Source organism: Nocardia asteroides, assembly GCF_900637185.1.
GTDB classification, from domain to species: domain Bacteria; phylum Actinomycetota; class Actinomycetes; order Mycobacteriales; family Mycobacteriaceae; genus Nocardia; species Nocardia asteroides.
In genome coordinates this window covers 6,221,241-6,240,675 of record NZ_LR134352.1, presented here as the reverse complement: position 1 = coordinate 6,240,675, position 19,435 = coordinate 6,221,241, and the positions used below count along the sequence as shown (strand labels likewise).

The following is a 19,435-nucleotide window of genomic DNA, read 5'->3' as shown; positions in this document are numbered from 1 at the left end:
ATGTCAGTACTCCACGTTCTGGTTGCGGCGGCGGATGGTGGTGACCTCGTCACGCTGGTTTCCGGTGGGGCCGTGGTAGTTCAGGGCGAAGGACTGCTGGGCGTAGCCGCCGATCAGGTGCGACGGCTTGATCAGCACCCGGGTGAGCGCGTTGTGGATACCGCCGCGCTTGCCCTTGGATTCCTTGGTGGTCTGCTCGGTGCCCTCGATGCGCGGCACGTCCACGGCGCGGTCCTGCGCGTGGTACATGAAGACCGTGCCCTCCGGCATGCGGTGCGAGACGATCGCGCGGGCGACGACGATGCCGTTGCGGTTGACCGCCTCGATCCAGTCGTTGTCGGCGACACCGATCTTGGCCGCGTCCCGGTCCGACATCCAGATCGTCTGACCGCCGCGCGAGAGCGTCAGCATGTGCAGGTTGTCCTGGTAGGCGGAGTGGATGGACCACTTCGAGTGCGGGGTCAGGTAGCGCACGGTGACGCCGCTGCCGCTCACATTGCCGATGCTCGGCTCGGCGAACAGCGCGGTCATGTCCAACGGCGGCCGGAAGATCGGCAGCTGCTCGCCGAGCTCGATCATCCAGTCGTGGTCGAGGTAGAAGTGCTGACGCCCGGTGAGCGTGTGCCACGGCTTGAGCCGCTCGACATTGATGGTGAACGGCGAGTACCGGCGGCCACCGCTCTCACTGCCCGACCACTCCGGTGAGGTGATCACCGGGACGGGCCGGGCCTGGGTGTCGGCGAAGGTGATCTGCTTGCCCTCGGCCTCGGCCGCGAGATCGGCCATCTTGGTGCCGGTGCGCCGTTCCAGCTCGTGGAAACCCTCGACCGCGAGGCGGCCGTTGGTGGTGCCCGACAACGCCAGGATGGTCTCGGCGGCGAAGGTGTCCTTGGCCAGCGAGGGCCGCCCGGCGGCGACGCCGGAGATCACGGTGCCGTTCTTGCCCGCGAGGTAGGCCACCTCTTTGTCCGGATAGGTGGTGATGCCCTTGGTGGTCACGCCCAGGGTGTCGACCAGCGGGCCCAGCGCGGCCAGCTTCTCCGCGATCTTGGTGTAGTCGCGCTCGATCTCCACGATCTTGGGCATGGTCTTGCCCGGGATCGGCTCGCACTCACCGGCTTTCCAGTCCAGCACCTTGCCGCCGGCCTGGGCCAGCGCGTCGGGGGAGTCGTGCTGCAACGGCACCGCGACGATGTCCTTGCGGGTCCCGAGGTGCTTCTCGGCCAGCCAGGAGAACCCGCGCGCGATCCGGTGGAACGCGTCGAAGTCGGTCTTGGCCTCCCACGGCGGGGAGATGGCCGGGGAGAACGCGTGCACGAACGGGTGCATGTCGGTGGAGGACAGGTCGTGCTTCTCGTACCAGGTGGCGGCGGGCAGCACGATGTCGGCGAACAGCGTGGTGCTGGTCATGCGGAAGTCCAGCGCCAGCAACAGATCCAGCTTGCCCTCGGCGCCTTCCTCGCGCCATTCCAGTTCCTGCGGGCGCACGCCGGTGGCGTCGGTGGTCTGCAAGTTGGAGCCGCAGCCGAGCAGGTGCTTCTGGAAGTACTCGTTGCCCTTACCCGAGGAACCGAGCAGGTTGGCTCGCCACACCGTGAGCACGCGCGGGAAGTTCTCCGGGGCGTCGGGGTCCTCGCACGCGAACCGCATCTCGCCCGATTTGAGCTGGGCGACAACGTGTTCGGCCGGCGTCACGCCGGCGGCCGCGGCCTCGTCGCTCAGGTCGAGCGGATTGCGGTTGAAGGTCGGGTAGCTCGGCATCCAGCCGAGACGACTCGCCAGGGCGATGTTGTCGGCGGCGGTGCGCCCGGCGAACTTGCCCTTGCCCAGCGGCGAGGCGAACGCGTCGGAGGTGAAGGGGTCGTAGCGCCACTGGTCGTTGGTCAGGTACCAGAACACGGTGCCCTGCATCTGCCGCGGCGGGCGCTGCCAGTCCGACGCCGAAGCCAACGTGGCCCAGCCGGTGACGGGACGGCACTTCTCCTGGCCGACGTAATGGGCCCAGCCGCCGCCGTTCTTGCCCTGGCAGCCGGTGAGCAGCGTCAGGGTGAAGAAGGCGCGGTAGATCTGGTCGGAGTGGAACCAGTGGTTGGTGCCCGCGCCCATCAGGATCATCGAGCGACCGCCGGAACGTTCGGCGTTGTCGGCGAATTCGCGGCCGATGCGCGCGGCCTGCACGGCGGGTACGCCGGTGATGCGTTCCTGCCAGGCCGGGGTGTAGGGCGAGTCGGCGTCGTCGTAGCCCGTGGCCCACTCGCCGGGCAGGCCGTCACGGCCCAGGCCGTACTGCGCGAGCAGCAGGTCGAAGACGGTGGTGACCCGCTTGCCCGCGACGATCTTCGTCGGCACACCGCGGCGGATGGTCTCGGCCGAGTCGGTGTCGAAGCGCGGCAGCGCGATCTCGGCGGGGGCGTCGCCGGAGTGGCCGAGCAGGGTGAGCAGCGGGTCGACGCCCTCGAGATCGAGGTTCCACTTGCCCGCGCCCTCGGGGCCGAAGCGATGCCCCAGCGAGCCGTTGGGCACGACCGGGTTACCGGCCTGATCGAGCAGCACCGGCTTGTGCTCGGCGCCCTCGCCGGTCTGGCCGAGGTCGGCCGCGGTGAGGAACTTGCCCGGCAGGGCGCCGCCCTGATCCGCCGCCTCGTCGAGACAGATCAGGTACGGCAGGTCGGTGTAGGACTTGATGTAGTCCAGGAACATCGGAGTCTGCTTCTCGAGGAAGAACTCCTTGAGCACCACGTGGCCCATGGCCATCGCCAGCGCGGCGTCGGTACCGGGGCGCGCGGCGACCCACTCGTCGGCGAACTTGGTGTTGTCGGCGTAGTCGGGGGAGACCACCACGACCTTCTGGCCGCGGTAGCGCGCCTCGGTCATGTAGTGCGCGTCGGGCGTGCGGGTCACCGGGACGTTGGAGCCCCACATGATCAGGTAGCCCGCGTCGAACCAGTCGGCCGACTCCGGCACGTCGGTCTGGTCACCGAAGACCTGCGGCGAGGCCACCGGCAGGTCGGCGTACCAGTCGTAGAAGGAGAGCATGTAGCCACCGAGCAGCGACACGAACCGCGCGCCGGTGGCATGGCTGACCATCGACATCGCCGGGATCGGCGAGAAGCCGGCCACCCGGTCGGGTCCGTACTGCTTGATCGTGTACACGTGCGCGGCCGCGGCGATCTCGGCGGCCTCCCACCACTCGGCACGGACGAAGCCGCCCTTGCCGCGCGCGGTCTTGTAGGCCTTGGCCTTGACCGGGTCCTCGACGATCGACTCCCAGGCCAGCACCGGATCCTTGAGCTCGGCCTTGGCCTTGCGGTACAGATCCAGCAGGGTGCCGCGGACATAGGGGTATCGCACACGGGCGGGGGAGTAGGTGTACCAGGAGAACGACGCGCCACGCGGGCAGCCGCGGGGCTCGTACTCCGGCTTGTCCGAACCCACCGACGGGTAGTCGGTCTGCTGGGACTCCCAGGTGATCACGCCGTCCTTGACGTAGATCTTCCACGAGCACGAGCCGGTGCAGTTCACGCCGTGCGTGGAGCGCACCACCTTGTCGTGCGACCAGCGGTCCCGGTAGAACGCGTCGGCATCGCGCCCGCCGACCTTGTACACCGAACGGCTGTCCGGGGACACCTCACCGCGCTGGAAGTATTTTCCGAGGTTCAGCAACGTGTCGCCGATATCGGTGGGCGACGGACCATGAGTGCGCGAATTAACCACGACGCCCCCTTCGAGCTGTGCTTTCGGGCTGTTAGGTGGCAACTGTAAAGAGGCCGGGTGCTCCGGCAAAACGAACTTTTCACATCCCCGTTCGGCCGTCGGTGAGGTGTGAGGTCGGCGAAATGTTGCGGTCACGGGGCCGGGACCCGGCCGGAACGGCGATCCGGGGCTCACCTGGGTGAACGGGGCGCGATCTGGTCGAATGCGGTCGCCGGGGAGCTGGTTTCCTGGGCCGCGGTGATGCTTCCGAAACGCTCGGTTCTCGGGCGGTTTACATTTGTTTACACACCCGGTCGGCCCGCTGAACAGGGCGGATGTGACGGCCCACACAGTGCGACGTGACTCGGCATGCGTAATCCGGTGCGGTCGACGAACCGGTGCCGGACCTCTCTGTGACCGCGCTGGACTGCGTCGGGACCGGGAGTCCCGCGTGCGATGGACGGTTCGGTGCCCAGCGGAGTGGAACGGCCTCGACGACTCCCGGGTCGGCGCTTCGCCGGGCCGGATGATCGTCGACGGCATCGGCCGGGCGAGCGGGCCGTGGGGCTGCCCGGATCGGCCGGATCACCGTGCGGCGGGAAAGTCTAGAGCACTACCCGACGGAAAGATTTGGAATCCTTTTAATTCGGCTCACTACAGAGGTTTTCGTGACCGCGCACACAGTTGCCCACCGGTAACTGTCCAATAGACAACGCGTCAATATAAAGAAACGGCAACTTTTCCGTTCGGCGATTGGTTCGAGGTTGAAACGTCATCGAGGATGGGGCGGTGCAGACAGGGAGGGTTGCGGTGCTACCGAAGTCATCGTCCGACGGACCAGGAGGTCCGCCGAAGCCGCCGACACTCGGCGGATTGCTGCGGCGACTGCGCGATGATCGGCGGATTTCCCGGGAAAAACTGGCCTTCGCGGCCGGTGTCAGCTCGAGTTACATCACCCATCTGGAGAGCGGTGACCGGGACCGTCCCACGCAGGCCGTGATCGAGGCGCTGGTGCGTTATCTCGACCGGATCGCGCCGGTCAGCGATATCGAGCGCAGGCACCTGTGGGACCTGGCCGGCCTGGCCCCGGTGGACAATCCGTCGGTCGAGGACCTGCGCGCCGAGATCAACGACGAGATGCGCCGCGCGCTGTCGCTGCAGGCGCCGAATCTGGCCGCCTACGTCGACACCCGCTGGAATGTGCTGGCCGGCAACGACGCCTATCACCACGCGTTTCCCGGACTGGTCGAGGATGTCAACATCCTGCGCTGGTTCTTCGGCAACCCGCTCTCGCGCAAGGTGATGGTGGAGTGGGAGAAGGAATCGACGCTGACCGTGCACTGGCTGCGCGGTCTGATCGGCCAGCAGGGCGGCGCCGACTGGGCTGCCGAACTGCTCGACGAGCTCGCGCAGTATCCCGACTTCCGGCGGATCTGGGACGACGGCGACACCGTGTACGGCCGTGAGCACACCGCCATGCGGCTGTGCGACCTGCACACCGGCGAGTACTACACCGTCGATGTCCAGCTGTTCCGGCTCGATTCGGTCGCCTATCCGGGCCGCATCCAGTTTTACCTGGCGGTTCGCGGCCCGGACGGCGGCTAGATCCCGGCGGCCGCGACCGGAGCGGGAGAATGCGGCGTGCATGCGGTGACCAGCTCGATCAGGGCGGCGGCGACGTCCTCGGGATGGGTGACGGCGCAGCCGTGACCCGCGCCGGGCACCGTCCGCACCGCGCCCGCGCCCGGTAGGCCCGCGGCCAGCAGCGCGCATTTCCCGGCCGTGCTGTTGTAGTCGTGCTCGCCCCGCAGGACCAGGGCGGGCGCGGTGATCTCCCCGAGGCGCCCGACCACCGAATCGCGATCGATGAGGCAGCGAGCCGCCGGATACAGCGCCGTGCGGTCGTGGGTGAGCCAGCGGGTGATCCACCAGCGCCAGATGTCGGGGCGGTCGCCACCGATCAATTGCGGCGCGAGCTGTTCGGCCAGCGGCACCAATTCCGCGGTGCCGCACCAATTGTCGAAGAATTCCTCGTAGTATTTCTCGTCGGCCCTGGTGCACGAATCCGCTTCGGTGTCGAGCAGCGCCAAGCCGCTGACCCGCTCCGGCGCCAGCAGGGCGATGCGCAGCGCCGTGTATCCGCCCTGGCTCATACCGCCCACCACGGCGGTCTCCACCCCCACGGCGTCGAGGACGCGCAGCCCGTCCTCGGCCAGGTCCCAATAGTCGAAACGGGGATCGGCGCCGTACCCGGTGCGGCCGTGACCACGGGCGTCCCAGGCGACGACATTGATGTCGTTGCGCGCCAGGATCGTTCGAATCGGATCGAACATCGACTCGTCCATCAGGAAACCATGGGCCAGCAGTACCGTCGGCCCACGGACCGCGCCGGTACGGAAATGGATGTTCACCGAATCCGAGTGCACATAAGGCATGATCGAAACATACAAGTGTTAACCACCATTCCGTGTCCGCCTGGTCGAATATCGGCACCGCCGGTCCTGTGAATTCACTGGCGAGTGTATGTACCTCAGGGGGGCGTCCTATTTCGGTTACAGCTATGGACACAGGTGTTCATCGCCGATTGGATCGACACCATAACGACGTACGGCTCGATCAGAGAATTTCGGGGAGTGAACTGATGAGGGTGACGGAGTACGAGAACGACGCACATATATGGCTCGCCGCGGCGGGCGACGGCGTCTCGGATACGTTCGCGGTGTGCGGGGCGGAGGGGCGGGCGATCTGGTACGGGCCCTACCTCGACGCCGATACCGATCACCCGAGGGGCGACCGGCGGGCCGCGGCGATGGGCGCGGCGGGCCGGGCCATCTGGCTGGCAGGCCGGGCCCGTGAAGACGTCGGGGTCGAGCGGGCGACCCTGCACCTGGCGGTCAGCGACGACGAGCTCGACATCGTCACGCTGGCCTGCACCGCATCGATGGCCGGTCTGGCCCTGGAACTCGTTGTCACCGAGGACAATCCGGCCCAGGACTGGTGCCATGCCTTCGGCCGGCTCGACTGGACCAGCGGTCGGCTGGACAGTCTCATCGATCCCGCCGAAGCCGCAGGCGCACCGGCCCTGCGCTCGATCAGCGGCGGCCTCGAACAGCAGTCCGAACCACAGGAGGGATCTGTCATGCACGACATCGTCACGGACAACTGGTCGGAACTGCGTTCGGCGCTGGAGAGTCTGCTGCTGCACGACGCGGTCGGGATGGACGCCAAGATGCGTCATTCCGTCGCCGCGATCGTCCACCTCACCGTCGACACCCCGCACGGCCCGCCCGAGGACGCCGAGGAATTCCTCGGCCGCTTCGATGCCTCCTGGCTGGTGGCCTCCTGGCTCGGCCACGACACCGAGCTGTCGCTGATCGCCACCCTCGCCGCGGGCGAGATCCCGGCCCTGTCCTGGTGCGAGCTGATGTTCACCACCACTTTGGCCCCGTGGTCGACCAGCCCGGTCGCGGTGCACGCCCGGCGGGTGTTCGCCACCGTGCAACGCGGGAAGCTGGGCGCGGTGCGCGCCCACGTGAGCTGAGAAGGGCTGGGCGGCAGCGCTTCCCGCTCGTCAGCGAACGGTGACGCGCACACCCCGCTCGCGCAGGCCGTCCAGGATGTGCGGCGGGAACAGCCCGCTCGGCAACATGATCGGCACGCCGTTGTAGCCGACCGCGGCGACCGGCCCACGGATGTCGATGGTGCCGAGGGCGGTATAGGGCAGGCGGACGAGATAGCTCGTGGTGGACAGGAGCACCGCGTCCGAGCCGAACCGGGCGGACAGGGTGGCTCCGGGCGCGGCGGCATGCCGGAACATGCGCAGCACGGACTCCCTCGGATGGCGCGCCGAGTACCCCACGAACAGCGCGTACAGCGCACCGGCGAGCACCGGCACCGCCGCACCGAGCGGGCCGAGATTATTGCCGGCCACCACGGCCGCGCCCACGATGAGCAGCGCCAGCAGCGCGACATTGATCCTGGCCTTCGCCCGGCGCCACGGTTCACTCAGATGGGCCACGGCCAGCAGCCGGGCGGTGTCATGGTCGGCGGTGACGACGGTGTCCGGGTTCGGCACCGCCGGGAGCGGCGGCAGGGCGTCCATGCTCGCCGAATCCCGATGCCAGCGCTCGACGAGCGGCGCGGGGAACAACGGCGTGGGCAGGGCCAGGCGCATCCCGTCGACGTGCAGCACCGCCACCCGCTCGTCCACGGACAGCGACCGGATCCGCTCCCGGCCGAACCGGCTGTAGCTGTCGTGATCGGTGAGCGCGATCCCGTCGGCACCGAACCGCACCCGCCACGTGGTCGCCGGCACCGCGTCACCGAGCGCGACCTCGAAATGCCGCCGGAAGTGCCGGTACAGCGCATACGGGATGTACAGCGTCCCCGCGACGACCCCGCACACCACCGGCACCACCGGCAGCCCGAACATGGTGAGACACACAGTGATCAGCGGCATCCACACCACCACCGTCCACACGGCGGGCCGCACCGCCGCCCGCCACGCGTTGTACCGCGCCAACTGCTGCGCCGCCCCGGCCGTATTGGTGTACTCCGTATCCGGCCGCACCAGCACCGGCCGCGCCGGCGCGGGCATCGCGAACGCCCCGGCCGCCACGCGCGTTTCGGCGGTCGGAGCGGTGGGATCATCGGCATCCGCCGACCCCGCGGCGCAGACGCGGCCGTCCCCCGGAGTGTTCATGCCGGGAAGACTAACCAGTCCGGCGCCTAGGCGCTCGCCCCGACCTCGATCTCGGCGAACGATCCCACCCAGCGGTGTGGCGCGCGCGGCGGATTCGGTTCGCCCTCGCGGTGCACGCCGATGACCTGCCAGCCCGCGGTGACGGCGGCGTCGAGTTCGTCCGGGTGGTCGGAGAGGAACAGGATGTTCGCGGCTGGGACGGCGATGCGGGCGGCGATGTGTTCGTAGGAGGCGGGCTCGCGTTTGGGGCCCGCGCTGACCAGGTCGAAGTGGTCGGTGATCAGGGCCGACAGGTCGCCGGGTTCGGCGAAGGCGAACCAATCTCGTTGGTTGCGTTCGGAACCCGAGGAGTACACGTACAGCGGGAGTCCGGCGGCGTGCCACGCGGACAGGGCGGGCACGACGTCGGCGAAGAAGCGGCCGTGCAGGGCGCCGGAGCGGAAACCCTGGGCGCAGATCGCGCCCTGGGCCGCCTTGAGCGGTTCGGCCTTCACATCGGAATGCAGCCAGCCGGTGAGGATCTCGGCGACCCGATCGGTGTCCGCGTCGGGTTCACCCGCCAGTTCGCGGGTCGCGGTCAGCACCGATTCGGCCGCGCCCGTGGCGTTCTCGGCCAGCCAGCCGGGCAGCCGCTGTTCGGTGTAGCCGTACAGGTCGTTGCGGACCGAGTCGGTGGGGCTGGTGGTGCCCTCGATGTCGAGGACGACGGCGCGGGTCACGACGCGGTGAGCAGTTCGTCCAGCGTGGGGAAGCCCGCGCTGATCTTGTCGCCGGTGAAGTCGCCGATCCAGCCGTCGGCCTCCTCGAAGAAGCGGATGGCGATGAAGTCGGGGCGGGTGCCCATGTCGAACCAGTGCAGCGTGCCCGCGGGCACGGACAGCAGGTCGCCCGCCTCGCACACGGTGGCCAGCACGGCATCGCCCAGGTGCAGGTAGAAGCAGCCGCGACCGGCGGCGAAGAAGCGCACCTCGTCCTCGGCGTGGCGGTGCTCGTCGAGGAATTTGGCGCGCGCGCCCGCCGCCGTGGCGGGCCATTCCGGGTTGTCGTCGTCGGGGTGGATGCGCGCGACATCGATGTGCTCGTAGCGGCCGGTGGAGTTGAGCTCCCCGATCCGCGGGGCGTAGTGCGCGAGCAGGGTCTCGGAGTCGGTGCTCACGGCGTCGTCGAGCACCGGCCAGCGGGAGAAGGCGATGCCGTGCTCGGCCAGGACGGCGCCGATCTCGGCGGTGTCGGTGGTGCGCACCCGCACGTCGGCGGCGTTGTCGGCGGCCATCACTTGCAGCAGGGTCATGTTCTATCCGATCTCGAGTGGCGTGGCGTCGGTGCGCCCGGTGCGTGCGATCAACTCGCACAGGGCTTCCAGGCATTCGGCGCGATCACGCGCCTGGGCAAGAGTGTCACCCCAGGTGGTGATGCCGTGCCCGGTGATGAACAGAATCGGTGGGGCGGAAGGGTTCTCGCGCAGGTAGCGCTCGATGTCGGCGCCGATGCGCGGAACGTCGGGCCAGTTGGGGAACACCGGGATCTCGACCGTGGCCGGGTCGGTGAGGCCGAAACCCTTGAGCAGTTCGTAGCCGCTGATCCGCAGCGGTGTCACCGTGTCGCCGGGCCGCGCGGCCGTGGTGGCGAGCGCCGTCGCGAACGGGGAGTGCACATGCACGACGGCACCCGCGGTCCTGGTCCGGTAGACGGCGGTGTGAATGCTGGTCTCCGCGGACGGTTTCCGCGTCTGGCCCGGGCGCGGGGTCGTGTCGGCGATCGCGACCAGCACCGTATCGCTGTCGCTCAGTTCGCCTTTGGACAGGCCGCTGGCGGTGATCAGCGCGTCGTCGCCGATCCGCACCGAGATATTGCCCGCGGTGCCCGGCATCCAGCCGCGCGCGTACAGCTGACGCGCGGTCTCGGCGACGGCCGCGCCCTGCGTCGCGGTGCTCGCCCGATCGTGCTCGCCGAACCGATCCGAATTCCGGTAGACCACACCGTTTTCGGTGACCACCGCCGTCACCAGATCGGCGGGCGTCACGTCGAAGGCCGGATTGAACACGGCGGTACCGGCCGGCGCGGTCGACACCCCGCCGAACCCGGTCACCTCGCCGGCGGCGCGCTGCTCCACCACGATCTGCGCGCCGGTCGCCATCGCGGTGTCGCGGGTGGACTCCGGGGCGACGACGATGAACGGGATGCCGTGGTAGCGCGCGGCCAGGGCCAGGGTGAAGGTGCCGATCTTGTTGGCGACGTCGCCGTTGGCGGTGATCCGGTCCGCGCCGACCAGCACCGCGTCGACCTGGCCGGTGGCCATCGCCCACGCGGCGGCGGAGTCGATGGTGAGCCGGTGCGGGATCCCCGCCTCGGCCATCTCCCACGCGGTCAGCCGGGCGCCCTGCAGCAGCGGCCGGGTCTCGTCGACGATCACGTCGGTGACCACGCCGCGCTCGTGCAGCACCCGCAGCGCGCCGATCGCGGTGCCGACCGCGCTGGTGGCCAGCCGACCGGTGTTGCAGTGCGTGAGCAGCCGCAGCGACCGCTCGCCGCAGAGCCGCTGCACCAGGTCGGCGGCATGGGTGGCGGCGGCCAGATTGACCCGGCCGTCCTCGGCGAGCAGGTCCAGGGTCTCGGCCAGCACCGCGTCCGCGCCGTCGGCGATGCGGGTACGGACCCGCTCCACCGCCCAGGCCAGGTTGACCGCGGTGGGCCGGGCCGCCGCGATCCGGTCGGCCTCGGCCTGCACGGCCGCCTCGTCCACCACGCCGTCGGTGGTGTGCGCCCGGGTGGCGATCACCACACCGAACGCGCCCGCGATGCCGATCGCCGGCGCGCCACGGATGGCGAGGGTGGTGATCGCGTCGATGATCTGATCGACCGTGCCCAGCCGCAGTTCCCGCACCTCGTGCGGCAGCCCGCGCTGGTCGATGGTGAGCAGCGCTCCGTCGTCCCAGGTGAGCGAGCTGTCGTCCATCGGTGTCCTTACTGCCTGTCGGTCATCGTGCCTGGTCAACGGTATCCGACTGGGTGGGCAGGCCGGTACCGGCCTCGGCGGGCGCGGTGGCCGGTCACTCGGCCACGTACTCGGCCTCGTGTTCCACCGCGTCGATGGTGGCCTGCGGAACCTGGATCGGCCCCGGCGTGTACGTGACCGCACGCAGCGACCCGGTGTAGCGGAACGGCCCACGCCGTTCCCGCAGCTCCCACGACACCGGACCGCGCGCGTCGACGCCCACCGAGATGCCGGTCCACGGCGCCATCCCGACCAGCTGCACCTGATCGGTCAGCTCGGCGACCGCGCTGCCGTCGACCTCGACCACGAAGTCCCAGCGCAGCCGCGGCCGGATCGCCGCCCGCACGGTGATCTCGCGCGTCCCGGTGGGCACCGGCGCCGTGACCGCGGCGTAGCGGCCGTAGCTGTTCACGCCGAGCGTCACCGCCCCGTTCTCGATGTACAGCAGATAGCCGCCGAGCGGGTCACCGTGTGCGACGAGCACGCCCTCCTCGCCCGGCCGGTAACCCGCGTCTCCGGTGGGACGAGCGCCATGCCGTGAGGAGGACGCGCCGGTCAGCTCCACGGTGATGGTGAAGTCGCGGTAGGCGATGAGGCGCTGGGAGCGATAGCGCTCCAATGTCGGGGTACCGGGCAGCACCCGGACCGGGGCGGCGAACCGTGCCTCCTCGGGTCGGCGCCGGAACAGGTCGGCCCGGCTGAGCAAGGGGAAAACGGTATTGGCCCAGGCGGATTCGTCCCAGGCCGCGGCCAGTTCGGCCGCCTTGTCCGGGAACCGCTCGGACAGGTCGTGCAGTTCGGTCGGATCGGCGCGCACGTCGAACAGCTGCCAGTGCGGCGCGTCCAGGTCGGCCCCGGCCTCGTACAGTGACAGCAGCTTCCATCCGTCGCGGTAGAACCCGCGGTGCCCGGTCATCTCCGAGTACTGTTCGGTGTGCCGGGTCGGCGCGGCCGGATCACGCAGCAGCTCGGCGGCCGACACCCCGTCGAACTCTTTGGCGGGCAACCCGTTCCGTACGCTCGGCCGGGTGAGACCGGCCAGCTCGAGCAGGGTCGGCGCCAAGTCGGTGACATAGGCGTATTCGTGCCGGATCCCCGAGTCGGTACCGGTGCGCGGCAGCCCCTTCGGCCACGACACCACCAGCGGCACCCGCACGCCACCGGCGAAGGTCTGGCCCTTGTAGAACCGGAACGGGGTGTTGGAGGCCTGTCCCCAGCCGCGCGGATAGTGCACGCCCAGCTTCGCCGTGCCGATCAGGTCCTCGTCGTGCGGGATGTCGCCGATCCAGTCCGGATCGTCGATGTGGGCGAACTCGGCGAAGTAGGAGCGCGTGCCCTCCGGGCCGCCCTCGGCGGTGCCGCCGTTGTCGGAGGTGAACACGATGATGGTGTTGTCCAGCTCGCCGAGCTCGGTCAGCAGGTCGACGATGCGGCCCAGGCTCTGGTCGATGCTGTCGACCATGCCCGCGTACACCTCCATGTACTTGGCGTAACGCCGCTGCTCCTCGGCCGACAGCGAATCCCATTCCGCGGCTTCGTAACCGGGCTCGGTATTGCGCGGCTTCTGTTCGGTGCCGGGCGGGAACAGGCCCTGCGCCAGCTGCTCGGCGAACCGCTTGCGGCGCAGTTCGTCCCAGCCCTCGGCGTAGCGCCCGCGATACTTCGCCTGGTCCTCGGCCTTGGCCTGGAGCGGACCGTGCATGGCCACGTGCGCGAAATACAGGAAGAACGGCTTGGTGGCGTCGTGGGCGCGCAGGTCCTTGATGTAGCTCAGCGCCTTGTCGGTGAGATCGTCGGTGAGGTAATAGCCCTCGGGGTACTCCTCGACGTCGACCACCGAACTGTCGGAGACGAGCTGGTTCGGGTAGTAGAAGGAGTTCAGTCCTTCCAGTGACCCGTAGTAGCGGTCGAACCCGCGCTGCGTCGGCCAGGAATCCCGGTGTGCCGAGGGGTTCATCGTGGCATCACGCACGAGATGCCATTTGCCCACCGCGTAGGTGGCGTAGCCGTTGCCGCGCAGGATCTCCGGCAGCGTCAGCACGTCGTCGGCCAGTTCCAGCCGCAGTCCCGGATAGCCGGGATCGGCATTGGCGACGAAGCCGAAACCCGCACGGTGCGAATTGATCCCGGTGAGCAGGGCCGCGCGCGACGGCGAGCACAGCGGCGTCGTGTGATAGTTCGACAGCCGGACCCCGGTGGCCGCGAGGCGGTCCAGCGTCGGTGTCTCGATCTCGGATCCGAACGGCCCGATGTCGCTGTACCCCATATCGTCGACCAGGACCACGACGATGTTCGGCGCACCGGCGGGGGCGGCGGGCGGCGAGGTCCACTCGGGTGTGGAATCGGCGGAGGTGCGGCCGGCCGTGCCGCCGAAGGATTCGTAACCGCGAGCGTGGGGTGGAACAGGCATGCTCGCAGTAAAGGTGACATATCCGCTGGTCACCAGGGTTATATGCACTGTGCGTGGAATCGGTGACCCCGGTGCCGCAACTTGTTAGCGTCACTGCCGTGCCCACGAATCAGCCTTCTTGCTGCTGTTCGTGTCGCGTTCCGCGTGGCTGACGTCCGTCTGCTGACGGACGCGGCCGAACGCCGATGAGTCCCTTACCCACGGCGCGCCGTCTCCCCGCGCGCCGCCCGGCCCGCTCCCGCGGGCCGACGTGTCTTCGAGGAATCCCACGATGAGCGTTACCCCCGGCGGCTTCGACCGCCGTAACTTCCTGCGCGCGGGCGGCATCGCCGCGGCGGCCATCTTCGGTGGCGCCGCGCTCGCGGCCTGCACCTCGGCCGTCTCCGAGCAGAAGGCCGGCGGCGACGACGCCACTCCGGTGCGCGGCGGCACCTTGAAGGTGGGTATCCGCGACGACCTCGTCCCGGCGAACCTGCTCACCAATACCGGCGCCACCCCGGTGCTGATCGGCCTGGTCTACGAATCGCTGATCCGCTACCCGAACGACAAGCTGGAACCGCAACCGCTGCTGGCGAAGTCGTGGCAGCTTGCCGCCGACGGCCGCTCGCTGAGCCTGGACCTGCGCGACGACGTCACCTTCCATACGGGCCGCCCGTTCACCGCCAAGGACGTGGAGTTCTCGATCCGCACCTACGCCGACGCCAAATGGTCCGCCCAGCTGCGTAGTTCGGCCGCCGCGGTGACCGGCTTCGACATCGTCTCGCCCACCCGGATCGTGCTGCAGTTCGCCCACCCGCTGTCCAATGTCTTCGACCTGCTCGACACCGTCCCGATCCTGGACAGCGAGACCTCGGGCGAGCTCGGCGGCGGCGAGAAATACATCGGCACCGGTCCGTTCAAGTTCGTCCAGCGAATCCCCAACTCGCAGCTCGTGTTCGAGAAGAACCCCGCCTATCGGGTGCCGGACCGGCCGTATCTGGACCGGGTCGAGGTGTCGATCATCCCCGACCCGCAGGCGCTGCTGAACGCCCTCAAGTCCGGCCAGATCGCGCTGGCCAGGGAACTGAACTACCGCGACACCGAGAACCTGGCCAAGTCCGGCGGCTACCGCGTCCACGATCTGGACGGCGCCGAACTGCAGGCCTATGTCGGTGTCAATGTCACCGAGCCCGCCCTGGCCGACGTACGGGTGCGCCAGGCCATCGCCTACGCCCTGGACCGCGAGCGCATCATCGCCGAGGTCTTCCGCGGCTCCGGCTACCCGCTCAATGTGCCGTGGCCGAAGAACTCGCCCGCGTTCGACCAGTCCCGCAACACCCGCTACAGCCGCGACATCGGCAAGGCCAAGGACCTGCTCGGCCAGGCGGGCAAACCGCCGAAACTGCCGCTGACCTTCGCTCCCGGCTACGAGGAGCTGGCCCAGATCGTGCAGGCCAACCTCGCCGAGATCGGCATCGAGGTCACCCTCGACCCGGTCGACGGCGCCACCTTCGTAAAGCAGCTCACCGGCCAGCAGTTCCGCGGCCTGTGGGTCACCGACCACTCGTGGGCCCAGTTCGTGCCGTCCACGCTCACCGTGAGCGCCTACCCGTTCAACGCCCGCCGCAACGCCTCCCGCTACGAGTCGCCCGCCTACACCGCGGCCGCCGACGCCGCCTGGCAGCTGCCGCAGGGCACCGGCCCCGACGCGGTCCGCGCTTTCCACGCGGTGAGCGACCAGCTGCTCGAAGGCCTGTTCCTGATCGAGATCGGGGTGCGGTTCCAGCAGTTCGCCGGCTCGAACAAGGTGCACGGCTTCGGGTGGACCAAGCGCAGGGAGACCCTGCTGACCGACACCTTCCTGTCATGACCCGCTATCTGCTGCACCGCCTGCCGTCGGCGCTGCTCGTGCTGTTCGGCGCCTCGGTGCTGATCTTCCTGCTGCTGCGGCTGGTCCCCGGTGATCCGGCCACGATCCTGGCGGGCAACGACGCGACCCCGCAGTCGATCGCGGCCATCCGCCACCAGCTGGGCCTGGACCGGTCGATCCCGGTGCAGTACGTGAGCTGGCTCGGTGACCTGTTCACCCTCGATCTGGGCCGGTCCTACATCATCGGCGGGCAGATCACCGATCTGGTCGGCCGCGGCCTGACCAACACCCTGGTCCTCACGGTGAGCGCGCTGGTACTGGCCGTGCTGCTGAGCCTGGCGGTGTCGCTGGCCTCGGTGCTGTGGCCGAGCCGGTGGCTGAACAGCGTTGTCGCCGCGGCCAATACGGTCGCGGTGGCGCTGCCGACGTTCGTCGTCGGGCCGCTGCTGGTGCTGGTGTTCGCGGTCGCGATTCCGGTCCTGCCCGCGGGCGGCGTCCCGCCGGACGGGTTCATCGCCCGGCCCGACATCGCCGTGCAGTATCTGCTGCTGCCCGCGATCTGCCTCGCCCTGCCGGTGGCCGCCGCGCTGACCAGGTTCCTCACCGAGGCGCTGCGCACCGAACTCGCCAAACCCTATGTGCTGACCGCCCGTTCGCTCGGGGTGTCGCACCGCGAGATCGTCACCAGGGGCGCGCTGCGCAACGCGCTGCCGACCATGCTCACGGTGCTCGGCATCCAGACCGGGCAGCTGCTCGGCGGCGCGGTGCTGGTGGAGGCGGCCTTCGTCTGGCCCGGCATCGGCCAGCTCATCGAACAGGGCATCAGCCGTCGCGACTACCCGCTGGTGCAGGTGCTGTTGCTGCTGTCGGTGGCGGTGTTCGTGGTGATCCAGCTGCTGACCGACATCGCGCACGCCTGGCTGGATCCGCGGGTCCGGATCGGAGGCAAGTCATGACCACCGTGCTCGCGGCGCCGCCGCGCCGATCGACACCGCTGGCCGCGCTCGGCCGGGGCCAGGGTCTGGCGGGCGTCGTGCTCATCGCCGTGATCGCCCTGGCGGGGATCTTCGCCGGGGTGCTCGTCGCGCACGATCCGCTGACCCAGATCCCCGCCGCCAACCTGCTCGGCCCGAGCGCCGACCACTGGCTGGGCACCGACCATCTCAATCGCGACGTCGCGGCCAGGGTCCTCGCCGGTATCCGTGTCGACCTGCTGATCGTGCTGCTCGCGGTGCCGATCGGCGCGGTGATCGGCTCACTGGCCGGCCTGGCCGCCACGATCAACCCGTGGGCCGACGTGGCGGCTCAGCGGATCTTCGACCTGATCCTGGCCTTCCCCGCGCTGATCCTCGCCATCGCGCTGGCCGCGGTGACCGGCCCCGGCTGGCACGCGGTGGTGATCGTCATCGTCGCCACCGAGATCCCGATCTTCGGCCGCCAGATCCGCACCGCCGTCCTCGCCGTGCGCGAGCAGCCCTTCGTCGAGGCGTCCGAGGTGATCGGAGCCGACACCTGGTGGACCCTGCGCAAACACGTGCTGCCCAATGTGCTCGAACCGCTGGGCGTGCAGTTCGCGCTGTCGCTGTCGATGGCGGTGTTCATCGAGGGCGCCATGAGTTTCATCGGCATCGGGGTGCGGCCGCCGGAGCCCTCACTCGGCTCGCTCATCGGCGAATCGATCGCCAACCTCGACGCCAATCCGTGGATGGCGGTGGGACCGCTGACCGTCGTGGCCGGGCTGACCCTCGGCTTCCTGTTGATCGCCCAGGCGCTGGGCCGGGCCAGGAGAGTGGCATGAGCACATCGTCGGATGCCCCCGTGCTCGACATCGACGGGCTGAGTGTCCGTTTCGGTGATCGGACCGTCGTCGACCAGGTGAGCCTGCGGGTGCACCGCGGCGAGGTTGTCGCACTCGTCGGCGAATCCGGGTCGGGCAAGTCGCTCACGGCGCGCTCGGTCCTCGGCCTGCTCCCCGGCACCGCCCAGGCGAGCGGTTCCATCCGGCTCACCGGCGCCGAGGTCGTCGACGCGGACGAGGCGGCGCTGCGCACCCTGCGCGGCACCGCGGCGGCCATGGTGTTCCAGGAACCGCAGACCGCGCTCAACCCGGTGCAGAAGATCGGCACCCAGCTGGCGCAGGCGCTGCGCGCGCACGGTGTCACCGACCGGGCCGCGGCCAGAGCCCGTGCGATCGAGCTGCTCACCGCCGTCGACATCCCCGAGCCCGCCAAGCGCCTGGACTGGTATCCGCACCAGCTCTCGGGCGGGCAGAAGCAGCGCGTCGTCATCGCGCTCGCCCTGTCCGGTGATCCCGCGCTGCTCATCGCCGACGAGCCGACCACCGCCCTCGACGTCACCGTCCAGGCCGAGATCCTCGACCTCCTGCGCACCCTGCAACACGAGCGGGGCACCGCCATCCTGTTCATCACCCACAACCTCGGCGTGGTCGCCGAGATCGCCGACCGGGTCGTGGTGATGCGGGCCGGCCGGGTGGTCGAGCAGCAGCCGGTGTTCGAGTTGTTCGCCGAGCCGGGGGAGGAGTACACGCGGACCCTGCTGGCCGCGGTGCCGAGGTTGCCCGCGGTCTCGGTGCGCGGGATCGCGGAAGGCGATCCGCGCGAGGTGCGGTCGAGCGAATCGGCGGGTGCCAATTCGTCCGACCTGGAAAGTGCGGAGCCCTCGGAGGGTGATGCCGTGTCGACGGACGGCGATCCCGTGCGGTCAGCCCCGTCCGGTGCACCCGCCGCGTCAGCTTCGGCCACGGATCCAGTTGCGGCGGGGTCTGCGGGCGGCGCGGCGGCGTCGGAGTCCGCCGGTGCGGTCGAGGTAGTGGCGGCCGCCGGTGAAGCGACTGCCGAGGAGCCGGCTGTTCGGCGGATTCTGCGGCGCGTCGTCGTGCGGGGACGGGCGGTTGTCGCCGAGAAGGGCGGCGGCACCGGCGAACCCGACTATCGTGACGTGCTGCGGATCGACGATCTGTCGGTCGTGTATCCCGGCCGCCACGGTGCCCCCGACTTCGCCGCCTTGCAGGACGTTTCGCTCACCCTGGGCCCGCGCGAGGTCCTCGGACTCGTCGGTGAATCCGGCTCGGGCAAGAGCACGCTGGGCCGGACCGCGCTCGGCCTCGTGCCCGCGACCTCGGGAACCGTGGAGCTGCAAGGGGTTCGGCTGGCGGGCCTGTCCCGCGGCGAACTGCGCGGACTGCGCAAACATGTCGCCCTGGTGCACCAGGATGTGAGCGCCTCGCTGGACCCACGCCGCAGCGTCGCCGACGCGATCGGCGAGCCGCTCCAGGTGCATCGAGCAGCCTCCGGCGCCCTGCTCCGCGCCAAGGTCGCTGATCTACTCGAATCGGTCCGGCTGCCAAGGGATTACGCGCAACGCAGGCCGGGCGAGCTGTCCGGTGGGCAACGTCAGCGGGTGGCCCTGGCCCGCGCGCTGGCCCTGGCGCCACGGCTGCTCGTGGCCGACGAGCCGACCAGCGCGCTCGACGTGTCGGTGCAGGCCCAGGTCCTCGACCTGTTCGCCGACCTGCGCGCCGAATACGGCTTCGCGAGCCTATTCATCAGCCACGACCTGGCGGTTGTGCATCAGGTCGCCGACCGGGTTGTGGTGCTGCGGCAGGGCCGGATCGTCGAAACCGGCGAGGTCGGTGCCGTGTTCGCCGCACCGGCCCAGGAGTACACCCGCCGCCTGCTCGACGCGGTGCCTGCTCCCGATCCCGTGACGGCTCGCCGTCCGCACGGCGAATCCGCGGCGACCGCGCTACAGCCGATCGGGGCCTGA

At 69.6% G+C, this 19,435-nt stretch carries 13 protein-coding genes; 6 read left to right on the top strand and 7 right to left on the bottom strand.

Annotation, left to right across the window (positions count from 1 at the left end; translation table 11 throughout):
• Positions 1-3: 3 nt before the first annotated feature.
• Complete coding sequence (locus EL493_RS28795; RefSeq protein ID WP_030200809.1) at positions 4-3,714, bottom strand: nitrate reductase subunit alpha; 3,711 nt, start codon at positions 3,712-3,714, stop codon at positions 4-6.
• Positions 3,715-4,566: 852 nt separating this feature from the next.
• Here EL493_RS28795 and EL493_RS28790 point away from each other — a divergent pair.
• Positions 4,567-5,298, top strand: a complete 732-nt coding sequence (locus EL493_RS28790; RefSeq protein WP_019048643.1) for a helix-turn-helix transcriptional regulator — start codon at positions 4,567-4,569, stop codon at positions 5,296-5,298.
• On the opposite strand, the gene EL493_RS28785 is transcribed toward EL493_RS28790, so the two are convergent.
• Complete coding sequence (locus tag EL493_RS28785; protein WP_022567066.1) at positions 5,295-6,128, bottom strand: alpha/beta fold hydrolase; 834 nt, start codon at positions 6,126-6,128, stop codon at positions 5,295-5,297. The genes EL493_RS28790 and EL493_RS28785 overlap by 4 nt on opposite strands.
• A gap of 206 nt (positions 6,129-6,334) precedes the next feature.
• Between EL493_RS28785 and EL493_RS28780 the strand changes: the two genes are divergently transcribed.
• Positions 6,335-7,234, top strand: a complete 900-nt coding sequence (locus EL493_RS28780; RefSeq protein WP_019048641.1) for a hypothetical protein — start codon at positions 6,335-6,337, stop codon at positions 7,232-7,234.
• A 30-nt stretch (positions 7,235-7,264) separates the two neighbouring features.
• On the opposite strand, the gene EL493_RS28775 is transcribed toward EL493_RS28780, so the two are convergent.
• The 5 genes from EL493_RS28775 to EL493_RS28755 form a co-directional block, all read right to left on the bottom strand.
• Complete coding sequence (locus tag EL493_RS28775; RefSeq protein ID WP_019048640.1) at positions 7,265-8,395, bottom strand: hypothetical protein; 1,131 nt, start codon at positions 8,393-8,395, stop codon at positions 7,265-7,267.
• A 26-nt stretch (positions 8,396-8,421) separates the two neighbouring features.
• Positions 8,422-9,114, bottom strand: a complete 693-nt coding sequence (gene mtnC / locus EL493_RS28770; RefSeq protein WP_019048639.1) for an acireductone synthase — start codon at positions 9,112-9,114, stop codon at positions 8,422-8,424.
• Positions 9,111-9,686, bottom strand: a complete 576-nt coding sequence (locus EL493_RS28765; RefSeq protein ID WP_019048638.1) for a 1,2-dihydroxy-3-keto-5-methylthiopentene dioxygenase — start codon at positions 9,684-9,686, stop codon at positions 9,111-9,113. The genes mtnC and EL493_RS28765 overlap by 4 nt, the downstream gene beginning before the upstream one ends.
• 3 nt (positions 9,687-9,689) lie before the next feature.
• Positions 9,690-11,351, bottom strand: coding sequence for a bifunctional S-methyl-5-thioribose-1-phosphate isomerase/methylthioribulose 1-phosphate dehydratase (locus tag EL493_RS28760; protein WP_019048637.1), 1,662 nt, complete (start codon positions 11,349-11,351; stop codon positions 9,690-9,692).
• Between the two features lie 94 nt (positions 11,352-11,445).
• The gene (locus EL493_RS28755) at positions 11,446-13,800 is read right to left on the bottom strand and encodes an arylsulfatase (RefSeq protein ID WP_030200804.1); all 2,355 of its coding nucleotides are present in this window, start codon (positions 13,798-13,800) and stop codon (positions 11,446-11,448) included.
• A gap of 271 nt (positions 13,801-14,071) precedes the next feature.
• Between EL493_RS28755 and EL493_RS28750 the strand changes: the two genes are divergently transcribed.
• The 4 genes from EL493_RS28750 to EL493_RS28735 are packed head-to-tail and all read left to right on the top strand — an operon-like array spanning position 14,072 to position 19,435.
• Positions 14,072-15,649: an ABC transporter substrate-binding protein gene (locus EL493_RS28750; protein WP_019048634.1), complete on the top strand. Its 1,578-nt coding sequence runs from the start codon at positions 14,072-14,074 to the stop codon at positions 15,647-15,649.
• Positions 15,646-16,605, top strand: coding sequence for an ABC transporter permease (locus EL493_RS28745; protein WP_019048633.1), 960 nt, complete (start codon positions 15,646-15,648; stop codon positions 16,603-16,605). Before EL493_RS28750 ends, EL493_RS28745 begins: the two co-directional genes overlap by 4 nt.
• Positions 16,602-17,447: an ABC transporter permease gene (locus EL493_RS28740; protein WP_019048632.1), complete on the top strand. Its 846-nt coding sequence runs from the start codon at positions 16,602-16,604 to the stop codon at positions 17,445-17,447. The genes EL493_RS28745 and EL493_RS28740 overlap by 4 nt, the downstream gene beginning before the upstream one ends.
• Complete coding sequence (locus tag EL493_RS28735; protein WP_022567069.1) at positions 17,444-19,435, top strand: dipeptide ABC transporter ATP-binding protein; 1,992 nt, start codon at positions 17,444-17,446, stop codon at positions 19,433-19,435. Before EL493_RS28740 ends, EL493_RS28735 begins: the two co-directional genes overlap by 4 nt.